We start from the raw sequence: 24,076 nt of genomic DNA on the forward strand, positions 1-24,076 counted from the left end.
GGTCAACACGCGATTGTGCCGGCGCCTTCGGTGGGCTTCAACGGCGGCAACTTGCGCCAGAGCGCGTCGATCTCGGCCAGCAGTTCGTTGCCGGGCACGCCGGCAGCCGCTTCGCGCGCCATCACTACCAAGTCGATCGGCGGCAATTGTGTGCGGGCGCGGCGGAACGATTCGCGCAGCAGCCGCTTGATCCGGTTGCGCTCGACCGCGCGCTTGGACACGCGCTTGGAGATGGCCAGCCCGAGCCGGGCATGGTCCAGCCCGTTGGGACGCCAACGCACAGAAAAACAGCGGCCGCCAAGGCGGCCGCTGGCTTGACGCAAGGCGGCGAAGTCGCCAGCGCGGCGGAGCCGCGCGTCGCGCGGCAGGCCGGCGGCGGGCATGTCGCGCAGGCCGCTTACGGGATCAGGCGCTTGCGACCCTTGGCGCGACGGGCGTTGATGATCTTGCGGCCGTCGGCGGTCGCCATGCGGGCACGGAAGCCGTGGGTGCGGGCGCGCTTGAGCTTGCTCGGCTGGAAAGTCCGCTTCATGGCTTGAGCTCCAGAAGAAAGTCGGTAAAAAGGTTGGAAATTATGGGGCTTGCGTGCACAAGCTGTCAAACGGCCCACAACGCCGCGCGCGGACCAGGTCGCTGCGCCCTGTGGACATCGCTGGGGATATGTTGGGGGTGGGCTGCTAGACTCGCCGGTCCATCCTGCGCGTCAAGCGCCCCTGCGTTGGTCAAGAATTATCCCATGAGTGAACTGTGGCGGCGCTGCCTCGAGCGTCTGGAAAGCGAGCTGAGCGCCGAGGAGCTGCATACCTGGCTGATGCCGCTGCAGGCGCGCGAGGAGGGCGCGGGCGTGCAGTTGTTCGCGCCCAACCCGTACACGCTCGATACGGTGCGCGAGCGTTTCCTGGCACGGATCGAAGTGGTGCTCGGCCAGCTGGCCGGGCGCGATTGCCCGGTGCGGTTGGAGGTCGGCTCCAGTGCGCCACGCGTCGCGCGCCCGGTGCCTGGCGCGAAGGCCGTTGCGGTGGAAGCGGCGGCGCCCGCCCCTATGTTCCCGCACAACCTGGATCCGCACTACACGTTCGAGACCTTCGTCGAGGGCAAGTCCAACCAGCTGGGCAAGGCCGCCGCCATGCAGGTGGCGATGAATCCGGGCCGCGCCTACAACCCGCTGCTGCTCTACGGCGGCACCGGCCTGGGCAAGACCCACCTGATGCACGCCGCCGGCAACCTGATGCGCGAGCGCAACGCCAGTTGCAAAGTGATGTACCTGCGCTCGGAACAGTTCGTCGGCGCCATGATCGAGGCGCTGCGCACCAAGAACATGGACCAGTTCAAGCAGCGCTTCCGTTCGGTCGACGCGCTCTTGATCGACGACATCCAGTTCTTCGCCGGCAAGGACACCACGCAGGAGGAGTTTTTCCACACCTTCAACGCGCTGTTCGAGTCCAAGCAGCAGATCATCCTGACCTGCGACCGCTACCCGAAGGAAGTGGACAAGCTCGAGCCGCGCCTGAAGTCGCGCCTGGGCTGGGGCCTGTCGGTGGCGATCGAGCCGCCGGACTTCGAGACGCGCGCGGCGATCCTGCTGTCCAAGGCGCAGGACAAGGGCGTGGCGGTGAGCGAGAACGTGGCGATGCTGCTGGCCAAGCGCATCCGCTCCAACGTGCGCGATCTGGAAGGGGCGCTCAACACGCTCGCGGCGCGGGCCAATTTCTACGGCAAGCCGATCACCACCGATTTCGCCGAGGAGACCCTGCGCGACCTGCTGGCCACCCACGCGCAGGCGGTGACGGTACCGAACATCCAGAAGATCACTGCCGAATACTTCAACGTGCGCCTGCAGGACCTGCTATCCAAGCGGCGCGTGCGCTCGCTGGCGCGGCCGCGGCAGATCGCCATGGCATTGTCCAAGGAGCTGACCGAACACAGCCTGCCCGAGATCGGCGAGGCCTTCGGCGGGCGCGACCACACCACCGTGCTGCACGCCTGCCGCACGATCCGGAAGCTGTGCGAGACCGACGCTCGCATGCGCCAGGACTGGGAACAGCTGATCCGCGTGCTGACCGGCTGACTTCGGTGGAAACCGCTTGAAAAGCGGGCTGCGAAGCTGTGGATAATAGGTGGATGACTCGGCACCGAACTTTATCCACAATCGACCCACAGCCGGCCAGCCCAGTTGAACACAATGGAGTTCTTTCGCAACTTTTTGAATATAAAAGGAAAGTTGGCGAAATCGAGATATCCACCGCACCTACTACTACTACCGTACTTCTTTTAAAAAAACAGAACAGCAGTTAGGGGAAGCCGACAATGCAATTCAGCATCCAACGAGAAGCCTTGCTCAAGCCGCTGCAGCAGGTCGTGGGCGTGGTCGAACGGCGGCAGACCCTGCCGGTTCTGGCCAACCTGCTGGTGAAGGTGGCCGATGGCCGTCTCGCGCTGACCGGCACCGATCTGGAAGTCGAGATGGTCGCGGGCACCGCGGTCGAGCAGTCGGGCGACGGCGAGATCACGATCCCGGCGCGCAAGCTGTTCGACATCGTGCGCGCCCTGCCCGACGGTGTGCGGATCGACTTGAAGCTCAACGGTGACCGGGTGGCGATGACCGCGGGCCGCAGTCGCTTCACCCTGGCCACGCTGCCTGCCAGCGAGTTTCCGACCATCGACGAGATCGAGCTGGTCGAGCGCGTGAGCCTGCCCGAGGAAGTGTTGCGCGACCTGATGGAGCGCACCGCTTTCGCCATGGCCAACCAGGACGTGCGCTACTACTTGAACGGCATGCTGCTGGACCTGCAGGAGCACACGCTGCGCTGCGTGGCGACCGATGGCCATCGCCTGGCGCTCAAGGAGACCCAGCTGGAAAGCAAGGTGGCCGCGCGCCGCCAGATCATCATTCCGCGCAAGGGCGTGAACGAGCTGGTTGGCTTGTTCGAGACCGGCGATGGCCAGGTGGAGCTGGAGTTCGGCCGCAATCACCTGCGCGTGCGCCGGGGTGATGTGGTGTTCACGTCCAAGTTGATCGACGGACGTTTCCCCGATTACGAAGCGGTGATCCCGCTGGGTGCCGACAAGCGCGCTACGCTGGATCGCGAAGTGCTGCGGGGTGCATTGCAGCGCGCGGCGATCCTTTCCAACGAGAAGTACCGCGGTGTGAAACTGGAACTGTCGCCCGGCAAGCTGCGCATCGTGGCGCACAACCCCGAGCAGGAAGAAGCGGTTGAGGAAGTCGAGGCCGATACCGTCGTGTCGGACCTGGCCGTGGGCTTCAACGTGGGCTACCTGCTCGATGCCCTGGCGGCGCTGAAGGGCGAGCGCGCACGGTTGAATCTGCGCGACGCGCAATCGAGCTGCCTGGTGCAGGAAGACGACAACGACCAATCGCGTCACGTGATCATGCCGTTGCGGCTCTGATCGCATGGGGTTCGGTCGACGTCGAGTCGCCACGAAACGCCGGAGCCGTCGCGAGACGCTCCGGCGTTGTTCGTTGAGGGCAGGGTCGTGAAATTCGAGCGCCTGCGCATCCACGGCCTGCGCTGCCTTACTGATGTGGCGGTGGATTTGGCCGAGGGCATCCATGTCTTCGTCGGCCCCAACGGCGCGGGCAAGACCAGCGTGCTGGAAGCGGCCTATCTGCTGTCGCATGGGCGATCGTTCCGCAGTGGCGCCCGCGAGGCGCTGTTGCAGCGAGGCCTTTCATCACTGGCGGTGTTCGCGGAGACGAGCGGTGAGGGCGGAGTTCGCCACCGGCTGGGGCTTGGCCGCGAGGGGGCGCGCTGGGAGGCGCGACTTGATGGCCTGGAGGTGCCATTGGGCCAACTGGTGCAGGCGTGTGCCGTGGTCTGTTTCGAACCTGGCTCGCACGCACTGATCGCGGGGGCGGCTGAAGAGCGTCGGCGCTTTCTCGATTGGGGCGTGTTCCACGTGGAACACGATTTCCTGGCGGTATGGAGGCGGTACCAGCGCGCCCTGAAACAGCGCAATGCCTTGTTGCGCAGCGGCGGCGCGCCCGACGAGCTCTTCTTGCCGTGGGAGCGGGAGCTGGACGAGGCCGGCGGGGCCATCGATCGCTTCCGACAGCACTATCTGGATCGGCTGCTTCCTGCGGTGGCGGATAGCGCCGCCGACCTGCTGCCGGAGCTTGGGTCGGTTGCCCTGCGCTATCGACGCGGCTGGGCCGAGGACACACCCTTGCGCGAGGTGCTGGCCGCGCAACGGGGCAGGGACCTGGCCCGGGGACACACCACGGTGGGCGCCCACCGCGCGGACTGGTCGCTGGCCTTCGAACACGCCCCGCTACGGGAGCACCTGTCGCGCGGCCAGGAGAAACTCACGGCACTCATCTGCCTGTTGGCGCAGGCGACGTTGCATGCCGAATGCCGCGGCGAGTGGCCCATTGTCTGCCTGGACGACCTGGCCTCGGAGCTCGATCAGGAGCACCAGGCGGCGGTGGTGGAGCGGCTGGGTACGGTCGGCGCGCAAGTGCTGATCACGGGTACCGAGTGCCCGGAATCCCTGCGGACAAGCCCCCACCGCATGTTCCACGTGGAACAGGGACAAATTCGCCCTCTGCTATAATGGCCTGATGGCTTTTCCCGCCCCGACGCCGTCGGCAGGTGGGGCGGCGCCGCAACGGGCAGGGCATGAACGCAACCTACGATTCGAGCAACATCAAGGTTCTGAAGGGCCTGGAAGCGGTGCGCAAGCGCCCGGGCATGTACATCGGCGACACGGATGACGGCACCGGCCTGCACCACATGGTGTTCGAGGTCGTCGACAACGCCATCGACGAAGCGCTGGCCGGCTATTGCGACCACGTTACGGTCACCATCCTCGAGGATGGTTCGGTCAGCGTCAGCGACAACGGCCGTGGCATCCCGGTCGGCATCCATCCGGAAGAAGGCCGTTCCACCGCCGAGGTGGTGATGACCGTGCTGCACGCGGGCGGCAAGTTCGACGCCAACTCCTACAAGGTCTCCGGCGGTCTGCACGGCGTGGGCGTCTCGGTGGTCAACGCGCTGTCCTCGCACCTGTGGCTGACCATCCAGCGCGATGGCCGGGAGTACCAGCAGGAATACTCGCTGGGCGAACCGTTGTACCCGCTCAAGGACGTGGGCGAGTCGACCCGGCGCGGCACCACCGTGCGCTTCCTGCCCAGCCCGGGAACCTTTTCCAATATCGAGTTCCACTACGACATATTGGCCAAGCGCCTGCGCGAGCTCGCGTTCCTCAATTCCGGCGTCACCATCGAACTGCGCGACGAGCGGGGCGAGGGCCGGCACGACACCTACGCCTACGAAGGCGGCATCCGTTCGTTCGTGCAGCATCTGGCGCAGCTGAAGACCGCGCTGCACCCGAACGTGATCAGCCTGTCCGCCGAGCAGGACGGGATCACGGTGGAACTGGCGATGCAGTGGACCGACTCCTACCAGGAGACGATGTTCTGCTTCACCAACAACATCCCGCAGCGCGACGGCGGTACTCATCTGACCGGCTTCCGCGCCGCGCTGACCCGCTCGCTGCAGAACTACATCGAGAAGGAAGGCCTGGCAAGGAACGCCAAGGTGGCGCTCTCCGGCGACGACATGCGCGAAGGCCTGATCGCGGTGCTGTCGGTGAAGGTGCCCGATCCGAAGTTCTCCTCGCAGACCAAGGACAAGCTGGTCTCCTCCGAGGTCAAGACGGCGGTCGAGCAGGCGGTCAACGAGAAGCTGGGCGAGTTCCTGCTGGAGCACCCGAACGAGTCCAAGGCGATCGCCTCCAAGGTGGTCGACGCCGCGCGTGCCCGCGAGGCGGCACGCAAGGCCCGCGAGATGACCCGCCGCAAGGGTGCGCTGGACATCGCCGGCCTGCCCGGCAAGCTCGCCGATTGCCAGGAGAAGGACCCGGCGCTGTGCGAGCTGTTCCTGGTCGAGGGTGATTCGGCCGGCGGCTCGGCCAAGCAGGGCCGCAATCGCAAGACCCAGGCCGTGCTGCCGCTGAAGGGCAAGATCCTCAACGTCGAGAAGGCGCGCTTCGACAAGATGCTGTCCTCGGCCGAGGTGGGCACCCTGATCACCGCACTGGGCACCGGCATCGGCAAGGAGGAGTACAACCCGGACAAGCTGCGCTACCACCACATCATCATCATGACCGATGCCGACGTGGACGGTTCGCACATCCGTACCCTGCTGCTGACTTTCTTCTATCGGCAGATGCCCGAGCTGATCGAGCGCGGCCACGTCTACATTGGCCTGCCGCCGCTGTACAAGCTCAAGCAGGGCAAGCAGGAGCTGTATCTGAAGGACGACGCGGCGCTCAACGCCTACCTGACCTCCAGCGCGGTCGACGGTGCGGCGCTCGAATACAGCCCGCACGCCCCGGCGATCACCGGCGAGGCGCTGGAAAAGCTGTTGCGCGAGTACCAGAGCGCGCTCGACCAGATCCATCGGCTCGGCCACCGTTTCGACGCCAACGTGCTCTCGGCCATGCTCGAACATCCGGCGCTGGACGCCGCGTTGTGGGCGGACCCGGAGGCGATGCACGGCTGGCTCGAGACTCTGTCCGGCCGTCTGGCCGCCAGCGGCCTGGGCAAGCCGCGCTACCGGCTCGCCTTGCGCCCGGCGAACGAGCAGCAGCAGGCCGCGGTGGAGGTGGTGCGCGAGCAGCATGGGCTGTCGCACACCTGGCTGCTGCCGCAGCCGTTCTTCGCCAGCGCCGAGTTCCGCCCGATCCTGACCGTCGCCCAGCAGGTGGCGGGCCTGGTCCAGGCCGACGCGGTCGTGCGCCGGGGCAACGCCTCGCGCGGCGTCACCAGTTTCGCCGAGGCGCGCACCTGGTTGCTGGACGAGGCGAAGAAGGGCCGCAGCATCCAGCGCTTCAAGGGCCTGGGCGAAATGAACCCCGAGCAGCTGTGGGAGACCACGGTCAACCCGGAAACCCGGCGCATGCTGCAGGTCGGCGTGGAAGACGCCATCGCTGCCGACCAGATGTTCTCGATGCTGATGGGCGAGGCGGTCGAGCCGCGTCGCGACTTCATCGAAGCCAACGCGCTGAAGGTAGCTAACCTCGATATCTGAGGCTCGCGCCGCCGCCCCTTCGCGGGCGGCGGCGGCATCGGCGCGACCGATGTGTTAATACGCTAGTGTGCTGCCACTCGCCCTTGGCGAGCCGCCAAAACCCGCGCGGCCGGCGATGTGCGTTTGCCCGCCATGACATGGATTTGCCGGGAAATTTGCGCCCCTCGTGGCAACATGTTCGCAACCCATTGATTTGCATAAGGCTTCCATGCGGCAGTGCGACTTGTTATCGCCTGCCTGCTCGCGGTACGCTCAGCGATCCCCCGCACTGCATGTGCGAAAAACCTTACACGAGGACTGCCATGAAGCATGCTCCCTTCCTCAAGCTGTTGAGCGGCGCCGCACTCGCGCTCGCCCTGGTGAGCAGCCCGGCGATCGCCCGTGACCGTCATGGCGACCAGGCTTCCAAGGACAGCAAGCAGGCGCTCTATCCGAACGCCACCCGCAAGGAGCCGAAGCTGGACCTGACCAGCCAGAGCGAGCAGAAGAAGCTCAACGCAGGCCTCGAAGCGGTCAACGCGGGCGACAACGCCAAGGCCATGGAGCTGCTGCAGCCGATCGTGCAGGACGAGGACAGCAGCAAATACGCCCAGTCGCTGGCCCTGCAAGGCATCGCCAACATCAAATACCAGGGTGGCGATACCAAGGGCGCGATCGATGCGTTGAAGCGCTCGCTCGACATTGGCGTGATGCCGAACGACACCTACTTCCAGCTCGAGTACGAACTGGCCCAGTTCTACCTGGCTGACGAGCAGTACCAGCCGGCCCTCGATACCCTGTCGAAGTGGCGCAGCGAAGGCAAGCGCGAGACCGCCGAGTCCTACGCGCTGGAGGGCAACGCCTACTACCGCCTGGAGAAGTACCCCGAGGCGATCGCCGCGATCAAGAAGGCTATGTCGCTCACCGACAAGCCCCAGGCCTCGTGGAACCAGATCCTGATGGCGTCCTATGCCGAATCCGGCCAAGCCGACCAGGCGGCCGACGTCGCCCAGCAACAGTTGCAGGCCAACCCGAACGATGCGACGGCCATGAATAACGCCGTCGCCGTCCTGATGCAGGCGCAGAAGTATCCGCAGGCCATCGAGCTGATGGAAAAAGCGCGCGCCAACGGCACCCTGAAGGACGAAAAGCAGTACGTGAACCTGGCCAAGCTCTACCTGATCACCGGCCAGAACAGCGACGATCCCAAGCCCGGCGCCAAGAAGGCCGAGGCGGTGCTCGAGGACGGCATGGCCAAGGGCGTGATCACCTCCAGCTATGAGAACTACAAGCTGCTCGGCGATGCCGCCTACATCGCTGGCGACGACAGCAAGGCGATCGCCGGCTACAAGAAGGCCATGCCCTTGGCGCAGGATGGCGAGGCCGCACTGCGGGCCGGCCAGCTGCTGCTCAACCAGCAGAAGTACAGCGACGCCCGCACGCTGATCAAGCAGGGCATCGCCAAGGGCGTCAAGCACCAGGGTACCGCCTACATGATGCTGGCCGAAGCCGAGCGGGCGTTGAAGAACAAGCCGGCCGCCATCGCGGCCATGAAGAAGGCCGCGCAGGACCCCGATACCGCGGCCAAGGCCAAGGCCTGGCTCAAGCAGGCGGGGGCCAAATAGGCGGTTTTGGCGCAGGCTCCCGTGAGGCCGGATGGACGTCCATTTGGCGGTCTCACGGGTGCTATACAAACGCCATGGCCTGTTGTACCGTTGAGAACCCTTTCCCGCGCGTTGTCCAGTGGCAGATGTCACCCTCAAGGGTCGAGATTTGCCGTTTGATGCTGCGACTCCGTCTTTCCGATTGACTAGCTCCAGAAAGTGACAGATGGCCTCGAGTAACGAAGAAACCGGCCGCGCGCCGTTCAGTTGGAGGCGCACCTGGGCGTTGGCTGTAGCCATCGCGCTGCACTCGTTTGCCTTCCTTTTGCTGATCGCCCCCCCGGCGCCGCCCCATCAGGCGGAAAAGCAGAAAGAACGCATCGTCCAGGTGAACTTCATCGAACCGCCGCCGCCGCCGCCGCCCCCGCCGCCGCCGCCGCCGGAACCGCCGAAGCAGCCGCCGCCGAAGATCATCCAGCAGGTGACGCCGCCGCCGACCCCGCCGCCGCCGGCTCCGCCGCCGGCCGTGGAGGAAGCGACGACCAATCCGATCCCGGCGCCGCCGCCGGCGCCGCCGGCTCCCCCGGCTCCGCCGCAGGACATCACGGCCAGCCAGGACATCAGCTACAACAATCGCATCCAGCCCCGTTACCCGCCGCAGGCGATCCGCCAGCGTCACGAGGGCACGACGACCCTGTTGATCCTGGTGGGCACCGATGGCGCGCCCAAGGACATCAAGGTCGAGACTTCCAGTGGCTATCGCGAACTGGATCGCGCGGCGATTGAAGCGGCCAGAAAATGGCGGTTCAATCCTGCCATCAAGAACGGCCGGCCGGCCGAGGGTTACGTCCGCGTGCCCGTCGCCTGGAACCTCAACCAGCTGTAATTCCGGTTACAGTCCTTCAGTTAACGCCTGACATCTCTCTAAAGGTAGCGTCATGATGTTCCTACAATCTGCACCGCCCCAGGGCAGCACCTCCAACGCCGAAGCCATGAAGCAGATGGGCTTCGGGGACCTGATCCACAACTTCGACGCGCTCGGCTGGATCGTGTTCATCACGCTCGTGGTGATGTCCTTCGCCTCCTGGTACTTCATCATCGCCAACGCGATCCGCAACGCGATGGTCCGCTCGCGCGCCGAGAAGGTCATCGCGAACTTCTGGAGCACCACCTCGACCCAGGAAGCGATCCGCGAGCTGGAAGCCCAGCCCAAGGGCGAACCGTTCTCGAAGATCGCGCTGGACGCCGCCTCGGCGGTCGCCCATCACCAGCAGGCCGCAGCTGCCGCTACCAGCGGTCGCCTGGCCGAGTCGCTGAGCCGCTCGGAGTTCATCGATCGCGCCCTGCGCCAGGCGGTGGCCCGCGAGAGCCTGCGCCTCGAGGGTGGCATGACCCTGCTGGCCACGGTCGGTTCGTCCGCACCATTCATCGGTCTGCTCGGTACGGTGTGGGGCATCTACCACGCGCTGATCAAGATCTCCGCCTCCGGCAATGCCTCGATGGAAGCGGTCGCCGGCCCGGTGGGCGAGGCGCTGATCATGACCGCGTTCGGTCTGTTCGTCGCAATCCCGGCCGTGCTCGCGTACAACTTCTTCAACCGCTCGAACCGCATGACCTACGCGCAGTTCGACGAGTTTGCGCATGACCTGCACGACTTCTTCGCCACCGGTTCGCGTGTCGAAGGCGTGGCGCCGACCCAGAAGTGAGGGCTTGAGCCATGGCGATGAGTACCGGAGGCAATTCCGGCGGTCCGATGTCGGAGATCAACGTCACGCCGCTGGTCGACGTGATGCTGGTGCTGCTGATCATCTTCATGATCACCGCACCCCTGATGTCGCACCGGATCACGGTGCCCTTGCCGAACGCGAATCCGAAGACCCCTGATACCGGGCACATGGAGCCGATGGATCTGGCGGTGAAGCAGGACGGGACGATGTACCTGGACGACGCCGAGGTGACCGAGGCGGAGTTGAAGGCACGTTTCGCGGTGGCGGCGTCCAAGACGCCGCAGCCGGAAATCCAGCTTCGTGCCGACAAGGACACCGAGTATCGGTACGTCCGCAAGATCCTCGCCGACGCAAAGGCAGCAGGCATGGTCCATGTCGGTTTCATGACGACCGGCAAGGAGTAAGACGATGGCTTTCAGTTCCGGAAACACCAGCGGCCCGATGGCCGACATCAACGTCACGCCGCTGGTCGACGTGATGCTGGTGCTCCTGATCATCTTCATGATCACGGCACCGATGCTCACCCACAAGGTGAAGATCGACCTGCCGCAGCCGTCCCACAACACGCCGCCGCCCGACAAGCTGCTGGAACCGATCCGGTTGAAGATCGACCGTTCCGGCGCGTTGTACTGGAACGACACGCCGGTCGACGAGCTGGGCCTGAAGGCGCAGATCGCGGTAATCGCCCAGCAGACCAACCAGCCCGAACTGCAGATCAACGCGGATGACGGCGTGGCCTACGAGGTGGTGGCGCGCGTGCTGTCCGACGCCAAGAGCTACGGTTTGACCAAGATCGGCTTCACCGAAGCGCAATGATCTCAGGCGGATCAACGCTACCGGCAAACCCCCGCGCGAGCGGGGGTTTTGCTTTATGGGGGATGGGATCCGGTGGTCGGCGCTAGGGGGCCCGTTCAGGCAGAGCGGGCTTCAGCCCACCATGGCGGCGCCGGTGAAAGGCGGCGGGCTGAAGCCCACCCTACGAGTCCACGGCGTAGTCAGCGCAGGATCTGCAGGTAACGGCGCACGGTCGGTGCCAGGCCGTCGTACAGAGCCTCGCCGATCAGCGCGTGCCCGATCGACACCTCGGCAAGCCCCGGGATCGCCGCCTTGAAGCCGCCCAGGTTGGCCTGGTTGAGATCGTGCCCGGCATTGACTGCCAGTCCCGCCCGCTGCGCGTTACGCGCGGTGTCCGCGCAGGCGGCCAGTGCGATGCGGGCATCGCCTTCGGCGAACGCCTCGGCATACGGGCCGGTATAGATCTCGATGCGCTCCACCCCGATCGCCACGGCCCGCTCGAACCCCTGCGCGCCGGCATCGACGAACAGGCTCACGCGGCAGCCCAGATCGCGCAGTTCGCTGACCAGCGGCCGCAGCCGGTCGCCCTCGGCGGTGAGGTCGAAGCCGTGGTCGGAGGTGATCTGACCATCGCTGTCCGGCACCAGCGTGACCTGCGCCGGCCGTGCCTCGCGCGCCAGCGCGACCAGGCCCGGATACGCACCACGCGGCGGCGCGAACGGGTTGCCCTCGATGTTGAACTCGACCTTGCCGCGCAGCATCGCGGCCAGCGCACGCACGTCGTCCGGCCGGACATGGCGAAGGTCCGGCCGCGGATGCACGGTGATGCCGCCACATCCCGCCTCGATGCAGGTATGCGCTGCCTGCAGGATGTCCGGTTCGGTGCCGCCGCGGGAGTTGCGCAGTACGGCGATCTTGTTGAGGTTGACGCTGAGCAGGGTCATGGGCACCGCTTCGCGGGAACGGGACCGGCAACACTGCGCCGATCAACCGGCGTCGGCAAGTACCCATCGATGCACGTGGCGCCCGGCGCCGCGCCAGGCAAGCGAGGCCACGTATCCTTGTTCGATCGCCAACTCCCGCAATTGCCAGGCGCCGGCATCGTCGTGCTCCAACCGCTGCAACCGCGGCGCTCCCGATCCGAAGTCGATCGCGAGCCGATGCAGGCCGAACGCCAGTCCGCGGCCGAGCGCCTTCAACACAGCCTCCTTGGCGGTCCACAGCGCCAGGAACGCTTCGTCACGCCGCTCGGCCGGCTGCTCGGCCAGCCACGCGCTCTCGGCCGGATCGAAATAGCGTTGCGCAAGTTCCAGCACGCGCGGCCGCGCGCGGCGGCGTTCCACATCGATCCCCGGCGCTATCCGGTGGCCCAGGGCCACCAGCGCGCAATCGCCGCTGTGCGACCAATTGAAGTCCAGCGTCTGTCCCGGCGCAGGCGCAAGTTGCGGCCGCCCGTGCGGGCCCGCGACCAGCCGCACTGCATCGGCCGGCACACCCAGATAGCCGCCCAACAGGCCGAGCAACGGCGCGCGGCCCCGGCTCCGGTCGTAGGGCAGTCTCCACACGTGGAGCGCGTCGTCATCCAGCTCGGTGGCGATGGCAGGGATGTCGGACGGCGGGATCGGCATGCACGGACGGTAGCACCTGCCGGCGCACAACGAACCGGCGGCTTTGTAGGAGCGCCCTTGGGCGCGACCGCAATGCCGCACATCCTTCGCGCATCGTGGAGAGCGGTCGCGCGCTAGGGCGCGCCTGCAAGGAGCCCTATTTGACCAGCCGTTCGTCGACCAGCTTCTGCACCACGCCCGGATCGGCCAACGTGGAGATGTCGCCCAGCTGGTCGGGCCGGTTCTCGCCGATCTTGCGCAGGATCCGCCGCATGATCTTGCCCGAACGGGTCTTGGGCAACGATGGCGCCCACTGCAGGTAGTCCGGCGTGGCGATCGGACCGATCTCCTTGCGCACCCAGGCCACCAGCTCCTTGCGCAGTTCGTCGGTGCCCTCCTCGCCGGCGACCAGGGTCACGTAGGCGTAGATGCCCTGGCCCTTGATCTCGTGCGGACAGCCGACCACGGCCGCCTCGGCCACCTTGGGATGGGCCACCAGCGCGCTTTCCACCTCGGCCGTGCCGATGCGGTGGCCCGAGACGTTGATCACGTCGTCCACGCGACCGGTGATCCAGTAGTAACCGTCTTCATCGCGGCGCGCGCCGTCGCCGGTGAAGTAGTTGCCCGGGTAGGCGCTGAAGTAGGTGTCGATGAAGCGCTGGTGATCGCCGTACACCGTGCGCATCTGGCCCGGCCAGGAATCGGTGATCAGCAGGTTGCCCTCGGCCGCGCCCTGCAGCATCTGGCCGGCGGCATCGACGATCGCCGGCTGCACGCCGAAGAACGGCAGCGTGGCCGAACCCGGCTTGGCGTCGATCGCGCCAGGCAGCGGGCTGATCAGGATGCCGCCGGTCTCGGTCTGCCACCAAGTGTCGACCACCGGGCAGCGCTCGTCGCCGACCACCCGCCAGTACCATTCCCACGCCTCGGGGTTGATCGGCTCGCCGACCGTGCCGAGCAGGCGCAACGACGCGCGCGAGGTCCTCTTCACCGGCGCCTCGCCTTCGCGCATCAACGCGCGGATCGCGGTGGGCGCGGTGTAGAAAAGCGTCACCTTGTGCTTGTCGATCACCTGCCAGAAGCGGCTGCAGTCGGGGTAGCTCGGCACGCCGTCGAACATCACCGTGGTTGCGCCGTTGGCCAGCGGCCCGTACACCACGTAGCTGTGGCCGGTGACCCAGCCGACGTCGGCGGTGCACCAGTAGACGTCGTCCTCGCGCAGGTCGAACACGCACTCGTGGGTGTAGCTGACGAACACCAGATAGCCGGCCGAGGTATGCAGCACGCCTTTGGGCTTGCCGGTGGAGCCGGAGGTGTAGAGGATGAACAGCGGGTGCTCCGCCTCCATCGGCTCGGCCGGGCAGTCGGCGCTCTGGCCTTCCATCAGCACATGCCAGTAGCGGTCGCGTGGCGACTGCATTGGCACCGACGCGCCGGTGCGGCGGACCACGATGACGGTCTCCACGCTGGTGGTGCCGGGCCGTTCCAGCGCGGCGTCCACGTTCGCCTTGAGCGCGATGTGCTTGCCGCCGCGCATGCCTTCGTCGGCGGTGACCACCAGCTTGCACTGCGAGTCCGCGATGCGTCCGGCCAGCGAGTCGGGCGAAAAGCCGCCGAACACCACCGAATGGATCGCGCCGATGCGCGCGCAGGCCAGCATCGCCACCGCCGCCTCCGGGATCATCGGCAGGTAGATCGCCACGCGGTCGCCCTTGGACACGCCCAGATGCTTCAGCGTGTTGGCGAACTTGCACACTTCGGCATGCAGCTCGCGGTAGCTGATGCGACGCGATTCATCCGGGTCGTCGCCCTCGAAGATGATCGCGGTCTTGTCGCCGCGCTCGGCCAGGTGCCGATCAAGGCAGTTGGCCGCCACGTTGAGCGCGCCATCGTCGTACCAGCGGATGTGCAGGTCGGCCGGATCGAACGACACGTCCTTGATCCGCGTCGGCGCCTTCGCCCAGTCCAGGCGCTTGCCGACGCCGGCCCAGAAAGCCGCCGGATCACGCACCGACTCGGCGTACAGCCGCTCGTAGTCGGCCTTGCCGATGCGCGCCTTCTCGGCAAAGGCAGCCTGGACCGGATGGAGCGTGGACATGGGGGCATCTCCTCGGTGAATGCGGTTTTGGACGTCCGAGTGTAGCCTCGCCGCGGCAAGGCTGCGTCAGGTCGCGCCGGCTGAGACGGAGGCGCGCTAGATTGCCGGGATGTCCGAGCCACCCCCGCATGCCATCAAGGGTCGCGGCGCCGCCTCCAATCCGGAGGGGCGTTTCGAGAGCGTGCGCCACCACGCCGAAGACGACGGCTGGCAGAGCGCGCTGCTGGACGAGGCGGCCCCGCGGCCCCGCACCGAGGTCACCGAGGAACGCGCGCGCAGCGTGATCAGCCGCAACGACTCGCCCGACATCGGCTTCGAGCAGGCGATCAACCCCTACCGCGGCTGCGAACACGGCTGCATTTACTGCTACGCGCGCCCTTCGCACGGCTACCTCAATCTTTCGCCGGGTCTGGATTTCGAAACCCGGCTGCGTGCCAAGGGCAACCTTGCCGAGGTGCTGCGCGCGGAACTGGGCAAGCGCGGCTACCTGCCCAAGCCGATCAACATCGGCAGCAACACCGACCCGTATCAGCCGGTGGAGAAGCGCTGGCGGCTGACCCGCGCCGCGCTGGAGTTGCTGGCCGAGTGCCACCATCCGTGCACCATCGTCACCAAGAACGCGCTCGTCGAGCGTGACCTGGATCTGCTCGCCGCGATGGCGCGCGAGCGGCTGGTGCAGGTGTTCGTCTCGGTCAACTCACTGGACAACCGCCTGGCGGCCAAGCTCGAACCGCGCGCAAGCGCGCCCCATCGGCGCATCCAGGCGATCGCGGCGCTGGCGGGTGCCGGCGTGCCGGTGGGCGTGCTGGTGGCGCCGATCATCCCCGCGCTTAACGATGGCGACCTGGAGGCGGTGCTGCAGCAGGCCCACGCCGCCGGCGCACGTTGCGCCGGCTATACCGTGGTGCGGCTGCCCTACGAATTGAAGGCGCTGTTCCGCGAATGGCTGGCGCTGCACGCGCCACAGCGCGCCGCCCACGTGATGAGCCTGATCCAGCAGATGAACGGCGGGCGCGACTACGACAGCGACTTCCGTACCCGCATGCGCGGGCAGGGCGTGTTCGCGCAGCTGCTCAAGCGCCGCTTCGAGGTGGCCTGCCATCGGCATGGTTACGGGCGCGCGCGCGAGCTCGAGCTCGACACTTCGCTTTTCATGCCGCCGCGGGAAGCCTCGCCCCAGGGTGATCTGTTCTGACGCATCGCCGCGCGCCTGCCATATCCCCTGTAGGATCCCGTTTGCGGGCGATGCTCTGCGGCTCCGGCGTCGTAAGGGCATCGCCCGCAAGCGGGCTCCTACAAGGCAGCAAAGAAGGGCGGCGCGTCAATCCGGCGGCCGGTTTGCCGCTCTTTCGACCTTGCCGTCACGCCGCAGCGCACTGACGATCAGGCTCAGCCCCAGCGCCCCCGCCGCGATGATGAAAAGCGTGGAGAGAATCGGCAGCCCGAACAGCATTGGCCCGGTCTGCATGCGCGCGGTCAGCGCGCCGCCGACGACCAGCGCCGCGATGATCAGGCCGGTGCTGATGCGGTTGGCGATCTTTTGCAGGCTTTCCATCATGTGCGACTCCTCCAGCCCGTCCACGCGCACGCGCAGGCGGTTCTGCGCCAGCGTGCGCAGGATCGCCGCGACGTGCTGCGGGGTGTGCCGCGCCAGCTCCTGCATGTCCAGCCATTCGCTGGCCAGGCTGGCCGGGGAGAGCGTGCCCAGCGCCTGCCGCCGCATCACCTTCTGCAGGTGGTCCTCGACCACGCGGCGGGTATCGAGGGTCGGGTCGAGCGCGGCGGTGACCGCCTCGAGGTTGAGCAGGGTCTTGCCCAGGATGCTGAGCTCCGCCGGCGGCCGCAGCCCGCAGGATGCGCCCACGCGGGCCAGTTCCAGCACCAGCCGGCCCTCGGAGAATTGCCGGCTGGAGTTGTGCAGGCCGACGTAGCTGGCCACCAGTTGCTCGACCTGGCGCTTGTACAGGTTGTGGCGGAAGTCCTCCAGCGCGGTGCCCATGGTCTCGTTGATCTCGGCGACCTGGTCGCCGTTGCCCGAGATCGCGCCCAACATCAGCTTGAGCAGCCGGTGCCGCGTGCGGGGCACCAACCGCACCACCATCCCCAGGTCGAACAGCGCCAGCCGGTGGTCCTCCATCAGCAGCACGTTGCCCGGGTGCGGGTCGGCGTGGACCAGGCCGTGCACGAACACCTGGTCGAGATAGGCGCGCAGCAGCTCCCTGGCCTGCTCCTGCAGCGGGTGGTCGACGCGCCGCAGCGCGGGGATGTGGGTGACCTTGATACCGCGCACGCGCTGCATGGTGAGCACGCGGGTGGTGGTGAAGTCGGCCAGCGGCAGCGGCACGTAGAGCAGATCGTAGCCGCGCAGGTTCTCGGCGAAGCGGCGCAGGTTCTCCGCCTCCAGCTCGAAGTTGATCTCGTTGGCCAGGCTGTGGCGCAGCTCGTTGACCAGCGCGGCGAAGCCGTAGCGGCGGCCGACGTCGGTCATGCGGTCGGCGGCGCCGGCCAGCTTCTCCAGGATCGCCAGATCCTCGCGCAGGGTCTGGGCGATGTTTGGCCGCTGCACCTTGAGCACCACCTCGCGCCCGTCGTGCAGGACGGCCGCGTGCACCTGCGCCATCGAACCGGCGGCCAGCGGTTCGTCGTCGAAGTCGGCGAACAGCGTGCCGATGCGCGCGCCCAGTTCCGCCTCGACGATCACGCGCACCTCGGCCACCGGCACCGGTGCGACATCGTCCTGCATCCGCTCCAGTTCCGCGATGTAGGGCGCCGGCACCATGTCCGGGCGCGTCGACAGCGCCTGGCCGACCTTGATGAAGGTCGGCCCCAGTGCTTCGAGGTCATCGACGAACTGCTTTGGTTGACCCGGCTTGACCGCGTCTTCCTCGTCGGCCAGCGCGGCCTCCTGGATGTCCAGTTCGAGCCCGCTGAACAACCCGGCCTTGCGGTAGCGCAGGAGGAACGCACCGATCCGGGCATAGCGGGACAGACGGCTGGTTTCGTTCACGCCTTCGGGCTCCACGCTGTGGTCTGGCGATCGACGCAGCGTGGAGTGGAGGGCGGCAACAGGGCGTCAAGGCAGCGCGGCCGGATCAATGCGAGGCAGCGGGAGGACCGCGCACCATCCGCACATGGTGAGCCCGCATGCAGGGCCCCCTTCGTCGTTCTCCCTGGGCACGGGCCGCAGCCCGACGTCGAAGGGTGCACCCGTCGGTTTCACGCGCCGGTGATCGCCGAGCCGTTCTGCTTGCCGGGAACCCGTTCCGGAGCCCAAGCGATGTCCTCGTTCTCGCTCTACCTGCTCGGCATCCTCGTGCTGATCGCCGGCCTGGCCTACGTTGCCTGGCTGATGCACGTGCCGCTGCCATGGATCGGCGCCGGGGTGATCGTGGTGTTCGGGCTGGGTATCCTGGGCGCGGTCAAGCACACCCAGCGGCGCGATCCGCCGAATTAGACCGGCCCTCTTCGGCGCGGCCTGCGGTCAGTGCACGGCGACCGGCGTCGGCGCCTGTCGCGCGCCAGCCAGTCGCGCCCGCAGCAGCGGCATCGCCGCCAGCGCAGCCTTCTCGCCTTCCATGATCGCGCGGTCCTTCTGTGCGAAATCGGTGGCGCCGATGCCGGCCACGTCGGGTCGGATCACGATGTCGGCGCGCGCCAGCTCCTGCGCGCCCAGGTGCTGGCCCATGATCGTCACCGAGCGGCCGACGATGCCCAGCATGTCGTCGGGCAGGCTACCGTCGCTGCGCGCAGAGATGTCCACCGCGATGACGAAATCCGCGCCCAGCTCGCGCGCGGCGTCCACCGGCACCGGGCTGACCACGCCGCCGTCGACGTAGTGCCGGGCGCCGATCGCCACCGGCTCGAACACGCCGGGAACGCTGCAGGAGGCGCGCACGGCGCGGCCGGTGCCACCTTGCCGGAACACGGTGCGGCGGCCGCTCTCCAGCTCGGTGGCGACCGCTGCGAAGGGTCGCTGCAGCCGCTCGATCGGGCGCTGGTGCACCAGGTCGTCGACGTAGTCCTGCAGTTTGCGGCCCTGCACCAGGCCGCCACCGAACAGCCGTACGTCGCGGATCGAGGCCTCGTCCAGTGCAATGGCCGCCTGCTGCATGGCGAAGGCATCCATGCCGCTGGCGTAAAGCGCGCCGACCACGCTGCCGGCGCTGGTGCCCGCGACCACGTCCGCTTCGATGCCGTTGGCCTGCAGCATCTTGATCACGCCGATGTGCGCGAAGCCCTTGGCCGCACCGCCGCCGAGCGCCAGGCCGATCACCAGCTTGCGCGGCGCCGCGGGTGCTACCGGTGGCGGCGTGCGCACGGGCGCGCAGCCGGCCAGGGCGACGGCGAGAAGCAGCAGGAAGCGGAAGCGTTGGGCCATCGGAGGCATCGGCAGGGAATGGAGCGGAGAGCTTGCGGCAGCGCGGTGGCGGAACCGGGGCGGGCCGCGGCAAGCGCACGGGCGCCTGCCGCCTGCCGCCTGCCGGCTCAGGCGTAGGCGACGTCGGCCTCGCGGTGGTAGCGCGTGGCCACCTCCACCTCGCCCCGGGAGCCGAGGAACACCGGTACGCGCTGGTGCAGGCCGGTCGGCTGCAACTCCAGGATACGCTCGCGGCCGGTGGTAGCCGCGCCGCCGGCCTGCTCGACGATGAAGGCCATCGGATTGGCCTCGTACATCAGTCGCAGCTTGCCGCCCTGGGCCCTGATCTTGGCGTCCAGCGGATAGAAGAACACGCCGCCGCGGGTCACGATGCGGTGCACGTCGGCCACCATCGAGGCCACCCAGCGCATGTTGAAATCCTTGCCGCGCGGGCCTTCCTTGCCGGCCAGCAGTTCGCTCACGTAGCGCTGCATCGGCGCTTCCCAGTGGCGCTGGTTGGACATGTTGATGGCGAACTCGCCGGTCTGCTCGGGGATGCGGATGTCGCGCCGGCTCAGCATGAAACTGCCCACCTCGCGGTCCAGCGTGAACTCATGGGTGCCGTGGCCGAAGGTGAGTACCAGCAGCGTGGCCGGGCCATAGACCACGTAGCCGGCGGCCAGCTGCCGCGTGCCCGGTTGCAGGAAGTCCTCGACCTTCGGCTGCACCACGTCCTCCGGACAGCGCAGCACCGAGAAGATGGTGCCGACGGAGATGTTCACGTCGATGTTGGACGAGCCGTCCAGCGGATCGAACAGCAGCAGGTGGTTGCCCTTCGGATACATGTCGGGGATCGGCTGCGGGTCTTCCATTTCCTCCGACGCGCACGCGGCCAGGTGGCCGCCCCAGGCGTTGGCTTCCAGCAGGATCTCGTTGGAGATCACGTCCAGCTTCTTCTGCGCCTCGCCTTGCACGTTGTCACTGCCGGCATTGCCCAGCACGCCGCCCAGCGCGCCCTTGCTGGTGGCCACCGCGATGCGCTTGCAGGCGCGCGCGACCACCTCGATCAACAGCGACAGCTCGGCGTTGATGTGGCCGGCGCGGCGTTCCTCGATCAGGAACTGGATCAGCGAGACAGGCTTCATGTCGGGTCCGTGGCAGGAAGGAACGCGCATTCTAGAGCGTTGCGGCAAGCGCAGGCCGTGAATCGCGAGCGCGCGTTGCGAGCGCGTACAGCTCCTGGCTCCTTGTCCTGCAGGCAGGGGAGCGGCCGTCCGCGATGGCGCACGCGATTTGCCCCACTACTGACATCACGCTGGCAGCAGCCCCGGCGCATCCTGCCCACCTTGCAACGGAGGCGATGGCGATGCGCGACACGATCTATTTCCTGGTGTTCGACGGTTTTGCCGATTGGCAGGCAGCGCTGGCCCTGTGCGAAGTGCGCCGCCCGGGCGACTGGCAGGTGGCGACAGTGGGGTTCACCCGCGCGCCGGTGTTGTCGATGGGCGGGCTGACGGTGCAACCGGAGCTGAGCCTGGCCGAGCTGGACTTTGCGCGTGCGGCGCTCGCCCTGGTGCCCGGCGGCCACCTGTGGCAGCGCGGCGAAGGGGCCTCGGCCGTGGCCGCGCTGCGCCATCTGCACGGTGCCGGCTCGGTGGTGGCCGGGATCGACAGCGGCGTGCTGGCGTTGGCCCGCGCCGGCCTGCTCGACGGCTGCCGACACACCGGCAACTGGGCCGGGCATATCGACGCGCAGGTACCCGGCTACGCCGGCAGCGGGCAGTACGACGCCTCGGTGCTGGCAGTCAGCGACGGCGGCACCATCACCGCCAGCCACCTGGGCAGCGTGGAGTTCGCGCACGAGGTGATCCGCACGCTGGACCTCTATGCCCCGGCCGACCGCGAGCACTGGTACCGCCTGTTCAAACACGCCCAGTTGCCACCGTGGTGCGTAGGCACGGCGGCGGCCGCATGAGGAGCCACACCATGCATCCGATCCTGCAACGCGTCGCCGGCGCCTATGGTCCGCTGGGCGCACGCAATCGTCTGGTGGAGGGGGCACCACCGCCTCCCGCGCTGGCGCCGCCGCACCGTCGACTCACGCTCGTTGCGTTGCTGGGTGCGCTATGCGGGAAGCGCCCGTGAGCGGCCACGAGGTGTTCGAGCTGCGCCAGTACACGCTGCGCCCGGGCCAGCGCGACCGGCTGGTCGAGCTGTTCGAGCGCGAGTTCGTCGAGTCGCAGGAGGCGCTCGGCATGCGCCTGCCCGGGCAGTTCCGCGACCTCGACGATCCGGACCGCTTCGTCTGGTTGCGCAGCTTCGAGAACATGGAGGCGCGCGCCGCGGCGCTGGCGTCGTTCTACGACGGCCCGGTCTGGCGCGCGCACCGCGAGGCGGCCAACGCCACCATGCTCGATTCGGACGACGTGTTGCTGTTGCGACCGGTCCAGGCCTTCGCGCTGCATGCGCTGGCCCGGCCCGCGCCTGGCGAACACGCGAGCGCGGGCCTGCTCACGGCCACCATCTGCCCGCTGCCGCCGGGCAACGCCGCCGCGCTGGCGCGCCACTTCGATGCGCAGGTGCGGCCGGTGCTGGAACGGCTCGGTGCGTCGATGCTGGCGCAGTTCCTCACCGAGCCGGCACGCAATACCTTCCCGCGGCTGCCGGTGCGCGAGGGCGAAAGCGTGTTCGTCTGGTTCGCCGCCTTTGTCGACGCGCCGGCACAGGCGCGCCACCAGGCCATGGCGGCGCTCGACCCGGTCGTCGATGCGTGGATCCATCGCCTTGACGCCATGCCGCAGATCCTGCGCCTGGCACCCGCGCCGCGTTCGCTGCTGCGCGGCATCCCAACGACCTGCGCACCCCGGGAGCACGCATGACCAAGACCTATCACGGCAGCTGCCACTGCGGCGCGGTGCGCTTCGCCGCCGACATCGACCTGGCCGCCGGCACCGGCCGCTGCAACTGCTCGATGTGCAGCAAGACACGCCGCTGGGCCGCGATCGTCAAGCCGGCGGCCTTCCGCCTGCTGGACGGCGAAGCGTCACTGGCCGATTACCAGTTCGGCAGCCTCAGCCTGCATTACCGCTTCTGCCGGCACTGCGGCATCCAGCCGTTCGCCAGCGGTCACCTGGAGCAACTGGGTGGCGACTTCGTCAGCGTCAACCTGGCCTGCCTGGACGACGCCACCTCGCAGGAACTGGCCGAAGCGCCGGTACGCTATTTCGACGGGCGCCACGACAACTGGGCGAATTCGCCGTCGGAAACCAGCTATCTCTAAGGAGCCGCACGCATGAGCCCATCGAAAGTCACCTTTTTCCACGCGCCGCAATCGCGCTCGGGCGGCACCCTGGCGCTGCTCGAAGAGCTGGGCGTGGATTACGACCTGCACCTGCTCGACCTCAAGGCCGGCACGCAGCGCGATCCGGCCTATCTGGCGCTCAATCCGCTGGGCAAGGTACCGGCGATCCGCCACGACGGGGTGATGGTCACCGAACAGCCGGCGGTCATGATGTACCTGGCCGACCTGTACCCGCAGGCGGGCCTGGCACCGGCCATCGGCGATCCACTGCGCGGCACGTATCTGCGCTGGATGGTGTTCTACGGCTCCTGCTTCGAGCCGGCGCTGGTCGACCATTCCATGCAGCGCGACCCGGCGCCGCACGCGACCTCGCCCTACGGCACCTGGCAGGAAGTACTCGACACCCTCGTCGCCCAGCTCACGCCCGGGCCCTGGCTGCTCGGCGAGCGCTTCACGGCCGCCGACGTGCTGTGGGGTAACGCGTTGCACTGGACCACGATGTTCAAGCTGGTTCCCGATACGCCGCCGGTGCGCGCGTACATCGACCGGGTGCGCGCGCGCCCGGCGATGCAGCGGGCCGAGGCGAAGGATGCCGGGTTCCTCGCCAGCCAGGGTTGACCTCGCACGGCGCCGCGCCTGCTCCTTCTCCTCCGGCCCCGCCGGAGAAGAGGACCGGGGAGCGGCGAGCGCCCGATGCATCGCGGCGGGGTGGCCCGCGCGCCGCGCCTCGGCGATCATGCCCGCATGCGCCGCGCCGATCGCCTGTTCCTCATCATCCATGCCCTGCGCGGTCGCCGCACCGCGCTGCAGGCGCGCTCGCTCGCCGAGACGCTGGGCGTGTCGCTGCGCACGGTCTATCGCGACGTCGCCGACCTGCAGCTCTCCGGCGTGCCGATCGAGGGCGAGGTCGGCGTCGGTTACGTGCTGCGCAAGGGCGCGGACATCCCGCCGCTGATGTTCACCGCCGAAGAGCTCGAATCGCTGGTGGTCGGCACGCGTTTCGTGCGTGCCTTCGCCGGTGAACGCCTGGCCCAGGGCGCGCAGGCCGCGCTGATGAAGATCGAGGCGGTGCTGCCGCCGGAGCTGCGCGAACGCGCCGGACGCACGCGCATCTACGCGCCGGTCTACCGCGACGAGATGAAGCTGGCCTTCGCCGCACGGATCGACCGCCTGCACGCGGCGATCGAGGGCCAGCTCGTGCTGCGGCTGGTCTACCGCGACGAAGCGGGCCAGACCAGCACGCGCGACGTCGAGCCGCTGTGCCTGGCGTTCTGGGGCGGCAAGTGGACGCTGGGCAGCTGGTGCCGCCTGCGCGGCGCGTTCCGCAACTTCCGGCCGGACCGCATCGACCAGTTCGACGAGACCGGCGAGCGCTTCGCGATGAGCGAGGGGCGCAACCTGGACGCCTATCTGGATGCCATGCGCGGCTATTACGCCGGGGTCTGAGGCTTGCAGGCGGAGTCGAAGGGCCCACACCGGAGATCCCGATTCGGCGGCAGTGCATTCACCCGCACGTCTTCTTTGCGATGATCACCGCATTCCCTCGCAAGGAGCTC

24 protein-coding genes are annotated in these 24,076 nt (G+C 67.7%); 16 read left to right on the forward strand and 8 right to left on the reverse strand.

Annotated features, from left to right (window positions below; translation table 11 throughout):
• Nucleotides 1-2: 2 nt before the first annotated feature.
• Together rnpA and rpmH are read right to left on the reverse strand one after the other, a co-directional pair.
• The gene (rnpA, locus tag OSC30_RS06175; protein WP_267170972.1) at nucleotides 3-383 is read right to left on the reverse strand and encodes a ribonuclease P protein component; all 381 of its coding nucleotides are present in this window, start codon (nucleotides 381-383) and stop codon (nucleotides 3-5) included.
• A 14-nt stretch (nucleotides 384-397) separates the two neighbouring features.
• Entirely contained in the window at nucleotides 398-532 is a 135-nt protein-coding gene (gene rpmH / locus OSC30_RS06180) for a 50S ribosomal protein L34 (protein ID WP_007082494.1), read from the reverse strand.
• Nucleotides 533-736: 204 nt separating this feature from the next.
• On the opposite strand from rpmH, the gene dnaA reads away from it, so the two are divergent.
• The 9 genes from dnaA (at nucleotide 737) to OSC30_RS06225 (ending at nucleotide 11,178) form a co-directional block, all read left to right on the forward strand.
• A complete protein-coding gene (gene dnaA, locus OSC30_RS06185) occupies nucleotides 737-2,068 on the forward strand; it encodes a chromosomal replication initiator protein DnaA (protein ID WP_267170973.1) in 1,332 nt (443 codons plus the stop codon).
• Between the two features lie 239 nt (nucleotides 2,069-2,307).
• Nucleotides 2,308-3,408: a DNA polymerase III subunit beta gene (dnaN, locus tag OSC30_RS06190; RefSeq protein WP_267170974.1), complete on the forward strand. Its 1,101-nt coding sequence runs from the start codon at nucleotides 2,308-2,310 to the stop codon at nucleotides 3,406-3,408.
• Between the two features lie 87 nt (nucleotides 3,409-3,495).
• Nucleotides 3,496-4,572, forward strand: a complete 1,077-nt coding sequence (gene recF / locus OSC30_RS06195) for a DNA replication/repair protein RecF (RefSeq protein WP_267170975.1) — start codon at nucleotides 3,496-3,498, stop codon at nucleotides 4,570-4,572.
• 65 nt (nucleotides 4,573-4,637) lie between these two features.
• Nucleotides 4,638-7,052, forward strand: coding sequence for a DNA topoisomerase (ATP-hydrolyzing) subunit B (gene gyrB / locus OSC30_RS06200; protein WP_267170976.1), 2,415 nt, complete (start codon nucleotides 4,638-4,640; stop codon nucleotides 7,050-7,052).
• A 302-nt stretch (nucleotides 7,053-7,354) separates the two neighbouring features.
• The gene (locus OSC30_RS06205; RefSeq protein ID WP_267170977.1) at nucleotides 7,355-8,656 is read left to right on the forward strand and encodes a tetratricopeptide repeat protein; all 1,302 of its coding nucleotides are present in this window, start codon (nucleotides 7,355-7,357) and stop codon (nucleotides 8,654-8,656) included.
• Between the two features lie 205 nt (nucleotides 8,657-8,861).
• On the forward strand, nucleotides 8,862-9,521 hold the full coding sequence (locus OSC30_RS06210; RefSeq protein WP_267170978.1) for an energy transducer TonB: 660 nt from the start codon (nucleotides 8,862-8,864) through the stop codon (nucleotides 9,519-9,521).
• A 55-nt stretch (nucleotides 9,522-9,576) separates the two neighbouring features.
• Nucleotides 9,577-10,341, forward strand: a complete 765-nt coding sequence (locus OSC30_RS06215; protein ID WP_267171060.1) for a MotA/TolQ/ExbB proton channel family protein — start codon at nucleotides 9,577-9,579, stop codon at nucleotides 10,339-10,341.
• A gap of 11 nt (nucleotides 10,342-10,352) precedes the next feature.
• The gene (locus OSC30_RS06220; protein WP_267170979.1) at nucleotides 10,353-10,766 is read left to right on the forward strand and encodes an ExbD/TolR family protein; all 414 of its coding nucleotides are present in this window, start codon (nucleotides 10,353-10,355) and stop codon (nucleotides 10,764-10,766) included.
• A gap of 4 nt (nucleotides 10,767-10,770) precedes the next feature.
• On the forward strand, nucleotides 10,771-11,178 hold the full coding sequence (locus OSC30_RS06225; RefSeq protein WP_267170980.1) for an ExbD/TolR family protein: 408 nt from the start codon (nucleotides 10,771-10,773) through the stop codon (nucleotides 11,176-11,178).
• A gap of 179 nt (nucleotides 11,179-11,357) precedes the next feature.
• Here OSC30_RS06225 and OSC30_RS06230 read toward each other — a convergent pair whose 3' ends face one another.
• From OSC30_RS06230 to acs, 3 genes are all read right to left on the reverse strand, one after another.
• The gene (locus tag OSC30_RS06230; protein ID WP_267170981.1) at nucleotides 11,358-12,101 is read right to left on the reverse strand and encodes a pyridoxine 5'-phosphate synthase; all 744 of its coding nucleotides are present in this window, start codon (nucleotides 12,099-12,101) and stop codon (nucleotides 11,358-11,360) included.
• Between the two features lie 42 nt (nucleotides 12,102-12,143).
• Complete coding sequence (locus OSC30_RS06235) at nucleotides 12,144-12,785, reverse strand: 4'-phosphopantetheinyl transferase family protein (RefSeq protein WP_267170982.1); 642 nt, start codon at nucleotides 12,783-12,785, stop codon at nucleotides 12,144-12,146.
• Nucleotides 12,786-12,921: 136 nt separating this feature from the next.
• On the reverse strand, nucleotides 12,922-14,862 hold the full coding sequence (gene acs, locus OSC30_RS06240) for an acetate--CoA ligase (protein WP_267170983.1): 1,941 nt from the start codon (nucleotides 14,860-14,862) through the stop codon (nucleotides 12,922-12,924).
• A 109-nt stretch (nucleotides 14,863-14,971) separates the two neighbouring features.
• On the opposite strand from acs, the gene OSC30_RS06245 reads away from it, so the two are divergent.
• Nucleotides 14,972-16,057: a PA0069 family radical SAM protein gene (locus tag OSC30_RS06245; RefSeq protein WP_267170984.1), complete on the forward strand. Its 1,086-nt coding sequence runs from the start codon at nucleotides 14,972-14,974 to the stop codon at nucleotides 16,055-16,057.
• Between the two features lie 126 nt (nucleotides 16,058-16,183).
• On the opposite strand, the gene OSC30_RS06250 is transcribed toward OSC30_RS06245, so the two are convergent.
• Complete coding sequence (locus tag OSC30_RS06250) at nucleotides 16,184-17,869, reverse strand: ABC1 kinase family protein (RefSeq protein ID WP_267170985.1); 1,686 nt, start codon at nucleotides 17,867-17,869, stop codon at nucleotides 16,184-16,186.
• A gap of 270 nt (nucleotides 17,870-18,139) precedes the next feature.
• On the opposite strand from OSC30_RS06250, the gene OSC30_RS06255 reads away from it, so the two are divergent.
• A complete protein-coding gene (locus OSC30_RS06255) occupies nucleotides 18,140-18,316 on the forward strand; it encodes a hypothetical protein (protein ID WP_267170986.1) in 177 nt (58 codons plus the stop codon).
• A 27-nt stretch (nucleotides 18,317-18,343) separates the two neighbouring features.
• Here the strand turns inward: OSC30_RS06255 and OSC30_RS06260 are convergent, their stop codons facing one another.
• Both OSC30_RS06260 and OSC30_RS06265 read right to left on the reverse strand, forming a co-directional pair.
• Entirely contained in the window at nucleotides 18,344-19,240 is an 897-nt protein-coding gene (locus OSC30_RS06260; protein ID WP_267170987.1) for a patatin-like phospholipase family protein, read from the reverse strand.
• 107 nt (nucleotides 19,241-19,347) lie between these two features.
• A complete protein-coding gene (locus OSC30_RS06265) occupies nucleotides 19,348-20,364 on the reverse strand; it encodes a class 1 fructose-bisphosphatase (RefSeq protein WP_267170988.1) in 1,017 nt (338 codons plus the stop codon).
• A 221-nt stretch (nucleotides 20,365-20,585) separates the two neighbouring features.
• Here OSC30_RS06265 and OSC30_RS06270 point away from each other — a divergent pair, with 221 nt between their 5' ends.
• From OSC30_RS06270 to OSC30_RS06290, 5 genes are all read left to right on the forward strand, one after another.
• Nucleotides 20,586-21,194 (forward strand): DJ-1/PfpI family protein, encoded by a 609-nt coding sequence (locus tag OSC30_RS06270; protein WP_267170989.1) that lies wholly within the window; start codon nucleotides 20,586-20,588, stop codon nucleotides 21,192-21,194.
• Nucleotides 21,195-21,360: 166 nt separating this feature from the next.
• A complete protein-coding gene (locus OSC30_RS06275; protein ID WP_267170990.1) occupies nucleotides 21,361-22,098 on the forward strand; it encodes an NIPSNAP family protein in 738 nt (245 codons plus the stop codon).
• The gene (locus OSC30_RS06280) at nucleotides 22,095-22,499 is read left to right on the forward strand and encodes a GFA family protein (RefSeq protein ID WP_267170991.1); all 405 of its coding nucleotides are present in this window, start codon (nucleotides 22,095-22,097) and stop codon (nucleotides 22,497-22,499) included. Before OSC30_RS06275 ends, OSC30_RS06280 begins: the two co-directional genes overlap by 4 nt.
• A gap of 12 nt (nucleotides 22,500-22,511) precedes the next feature.
• The gene (locus OSC30_RS06285) at nucleotides 22,512-23,138 is read left to right on the forward strand and encodes a glutathione S-transferase family protein (protein WP_267170992.1); all 627 of its coding nucleotides are present in this window, start codon (nucleotides 22,512-22,514) and stop codon (nucleotides 23,136-23,138) included.
• Nucleotides 23,139-23,264: 126 nt separating this feature from the next.
• Nucleotides 23,265-23,966, forward strand: a complete 702-nt coding sequence (locus tag OSC30_RS06290) for a helix-turn-helix transcriptional regulator (RefSeq protein ID WP_267170993.1) — start codon at nucleotides 23,265-23,267, stop codon at nucleotides 23,964-23,966.
• Nucleotides 23,967-24,076: the final 110 nt, after the last annotated feature.

The sequence above is a fragment of the Frateuria hangzhouensis genome, assembly GCF_026410505.1.
GTDB classification, from domain to species: domain Bacteria; phylum Pseudomonadota; class Gammaproteobacteria; order Xanthomonadales; family Rhodanobacteraceae; genus Frateuria_A; species Frateuria_A hangzhouensis.

Bases quoted from the DNA above. Each gene is read 5' to 3' on its own strand.
- rnpA (WP_267170972.1), bottom strand. From the start codon at position 383: ATGCCCGCCGCCGGCCTGCCGCGCGACGCGCGGCTCCGCCGCGCTGGC.
- rpmH (WP_007082494.1), bottom strand. From the start codon at position 532: ATGAAGCGGACTTTCCAGCCGAGCAAGCTCAAGCGCGCCCGCACCCAC.
- dnaA (WP_267170973.1), top strand. From the start codon at position 737: ATGAGTGAACTGTGGCGGCGCTGCCTCGAGCGTCTGGAAAGCGAGCTG.
- dnaN (WP_267170974.1), top strand. From the start codon at position 2,308: ATGCAATTCAGCATCCAACGAGAAGCCTTGCTCAAGCCGCTGCAGCAG.
- gyrB (WP_267170976.1), top strand. From the start codon at position 4,638: ATGAACGCAACCTACGATTCGAGCAACATCAAGGTTCTGAAGGGCCTG.
- OSC30_RS06205 (WP_267170977.1), top strand. From the start codon at position 7,355: ATGAAGCATGCTCCCTTCCTCAAGCTGTTGAGCGGCGCCGCACTCGCG.
- OSC30_RS06210 (WP_267170978.1), top strand. From the start codon at position 8,862: ATGGCCTCGAGTAACGAAGAAACCGGCCGCGCGCCGTTCAGTTGGAGG.
- OSC30_RS06215 (WP_267171060.1), top strand. From the start codon at position 9,577: ATGTTCCTACAATCTGCACCGCCCCAGGGCAGCACCTCCAACGCCGAA.
- OSC30_RS06220 (WP_267170979.1), top strand. From the start codon at position 10,353: ATGGCGATGAGTACCGGAGGCAATTCCGGCGGTCCGATGTCGGAGATC.
- OSC30_RS06225 (WP_267170980.1), top strand. From the start codon at position 10,771: ATGGCTTTCAGTTCCGGAAACACCAGCGGCCCGATGGCCGACATCAAC.
- OSC30_RS06230 (WP_267170981.1), bottom strand. From the start codon at position 12,101: ATGACCCTGCTCAGCGTCAACCTCAACAAGATCGCCGTACTGCGCAAC.
- OSC30_RS06235 (WP_267170982.1), bottom strand. From the start codon at position 12,785: ATGCCGATCCCGCCGTCCGACATCCCTGCCATCGCCACCGAGCTGGAT.
- acs (WP_267170983.1), bottom strand. From the start codon at position 14,862: ATGTCCACGCTCCATCCGGTCCAGGCTGCCTTTGCCGAGAAGGCGCGC.
- OSC30_RS06245 (WP_267170984.1), top strand. From the start codon at position 14,972: ATGTCCGAGCCACCCCCGCATGCCATCAAGGGTCGCGGCGCCGCCTCC.
- OSC30_RS06255 (WP_267170986.1), top strand. From the start codon at position 18,140: ATGTCCTCGTTCTCGCTCTACCTGCTCGGCATCCTCGTGCTGATCGCC.
- OSC30_RS06260 (WP_267170987.1), bottom strand. From the start codon at position 19,240: ATGGCCCAACGCTTCCGCTTCCTGCTGCTTCTCGCCGTCGCCCTGGCC.
- OSC30_RS06265 (WP_267170988.1), bottom strand. From the start codon at position 20,364: ATGAAGCCTGTCTCGCTGATCCAGTTCCTGATCGAGGAACGCCGCGCC.
- OSC30_RS06270 (WP_267170989.1), top strand. From the start codon at position 20,586: ATGCGCGACACGATCTATTTCCTGGTGTTCGACGGTTTTGCCGATTGG.
- OSC30_RS06280 (WP_267170991.1), top strand. From the start codon at position 22,095: ATGACCAAGACCTATCACGGCAGCTGCCACTGCGGCGCGGTGCGCTTC.
- OSC30_RS06285 (WP_267170992.1), top strand. From the start codon at position 22,512: ATGAGCCCATCGAAAGTCACCTTTTTCCACGCGCCGCAATCGCGCTCG.
- OSC30_RS06290 (WP_267170993.1), top strand. From the start codon at position 23,265: ATGCGCCGCGCCGATCGCCTGTTCCTCATCATCCATGCCCTGCGCGGT.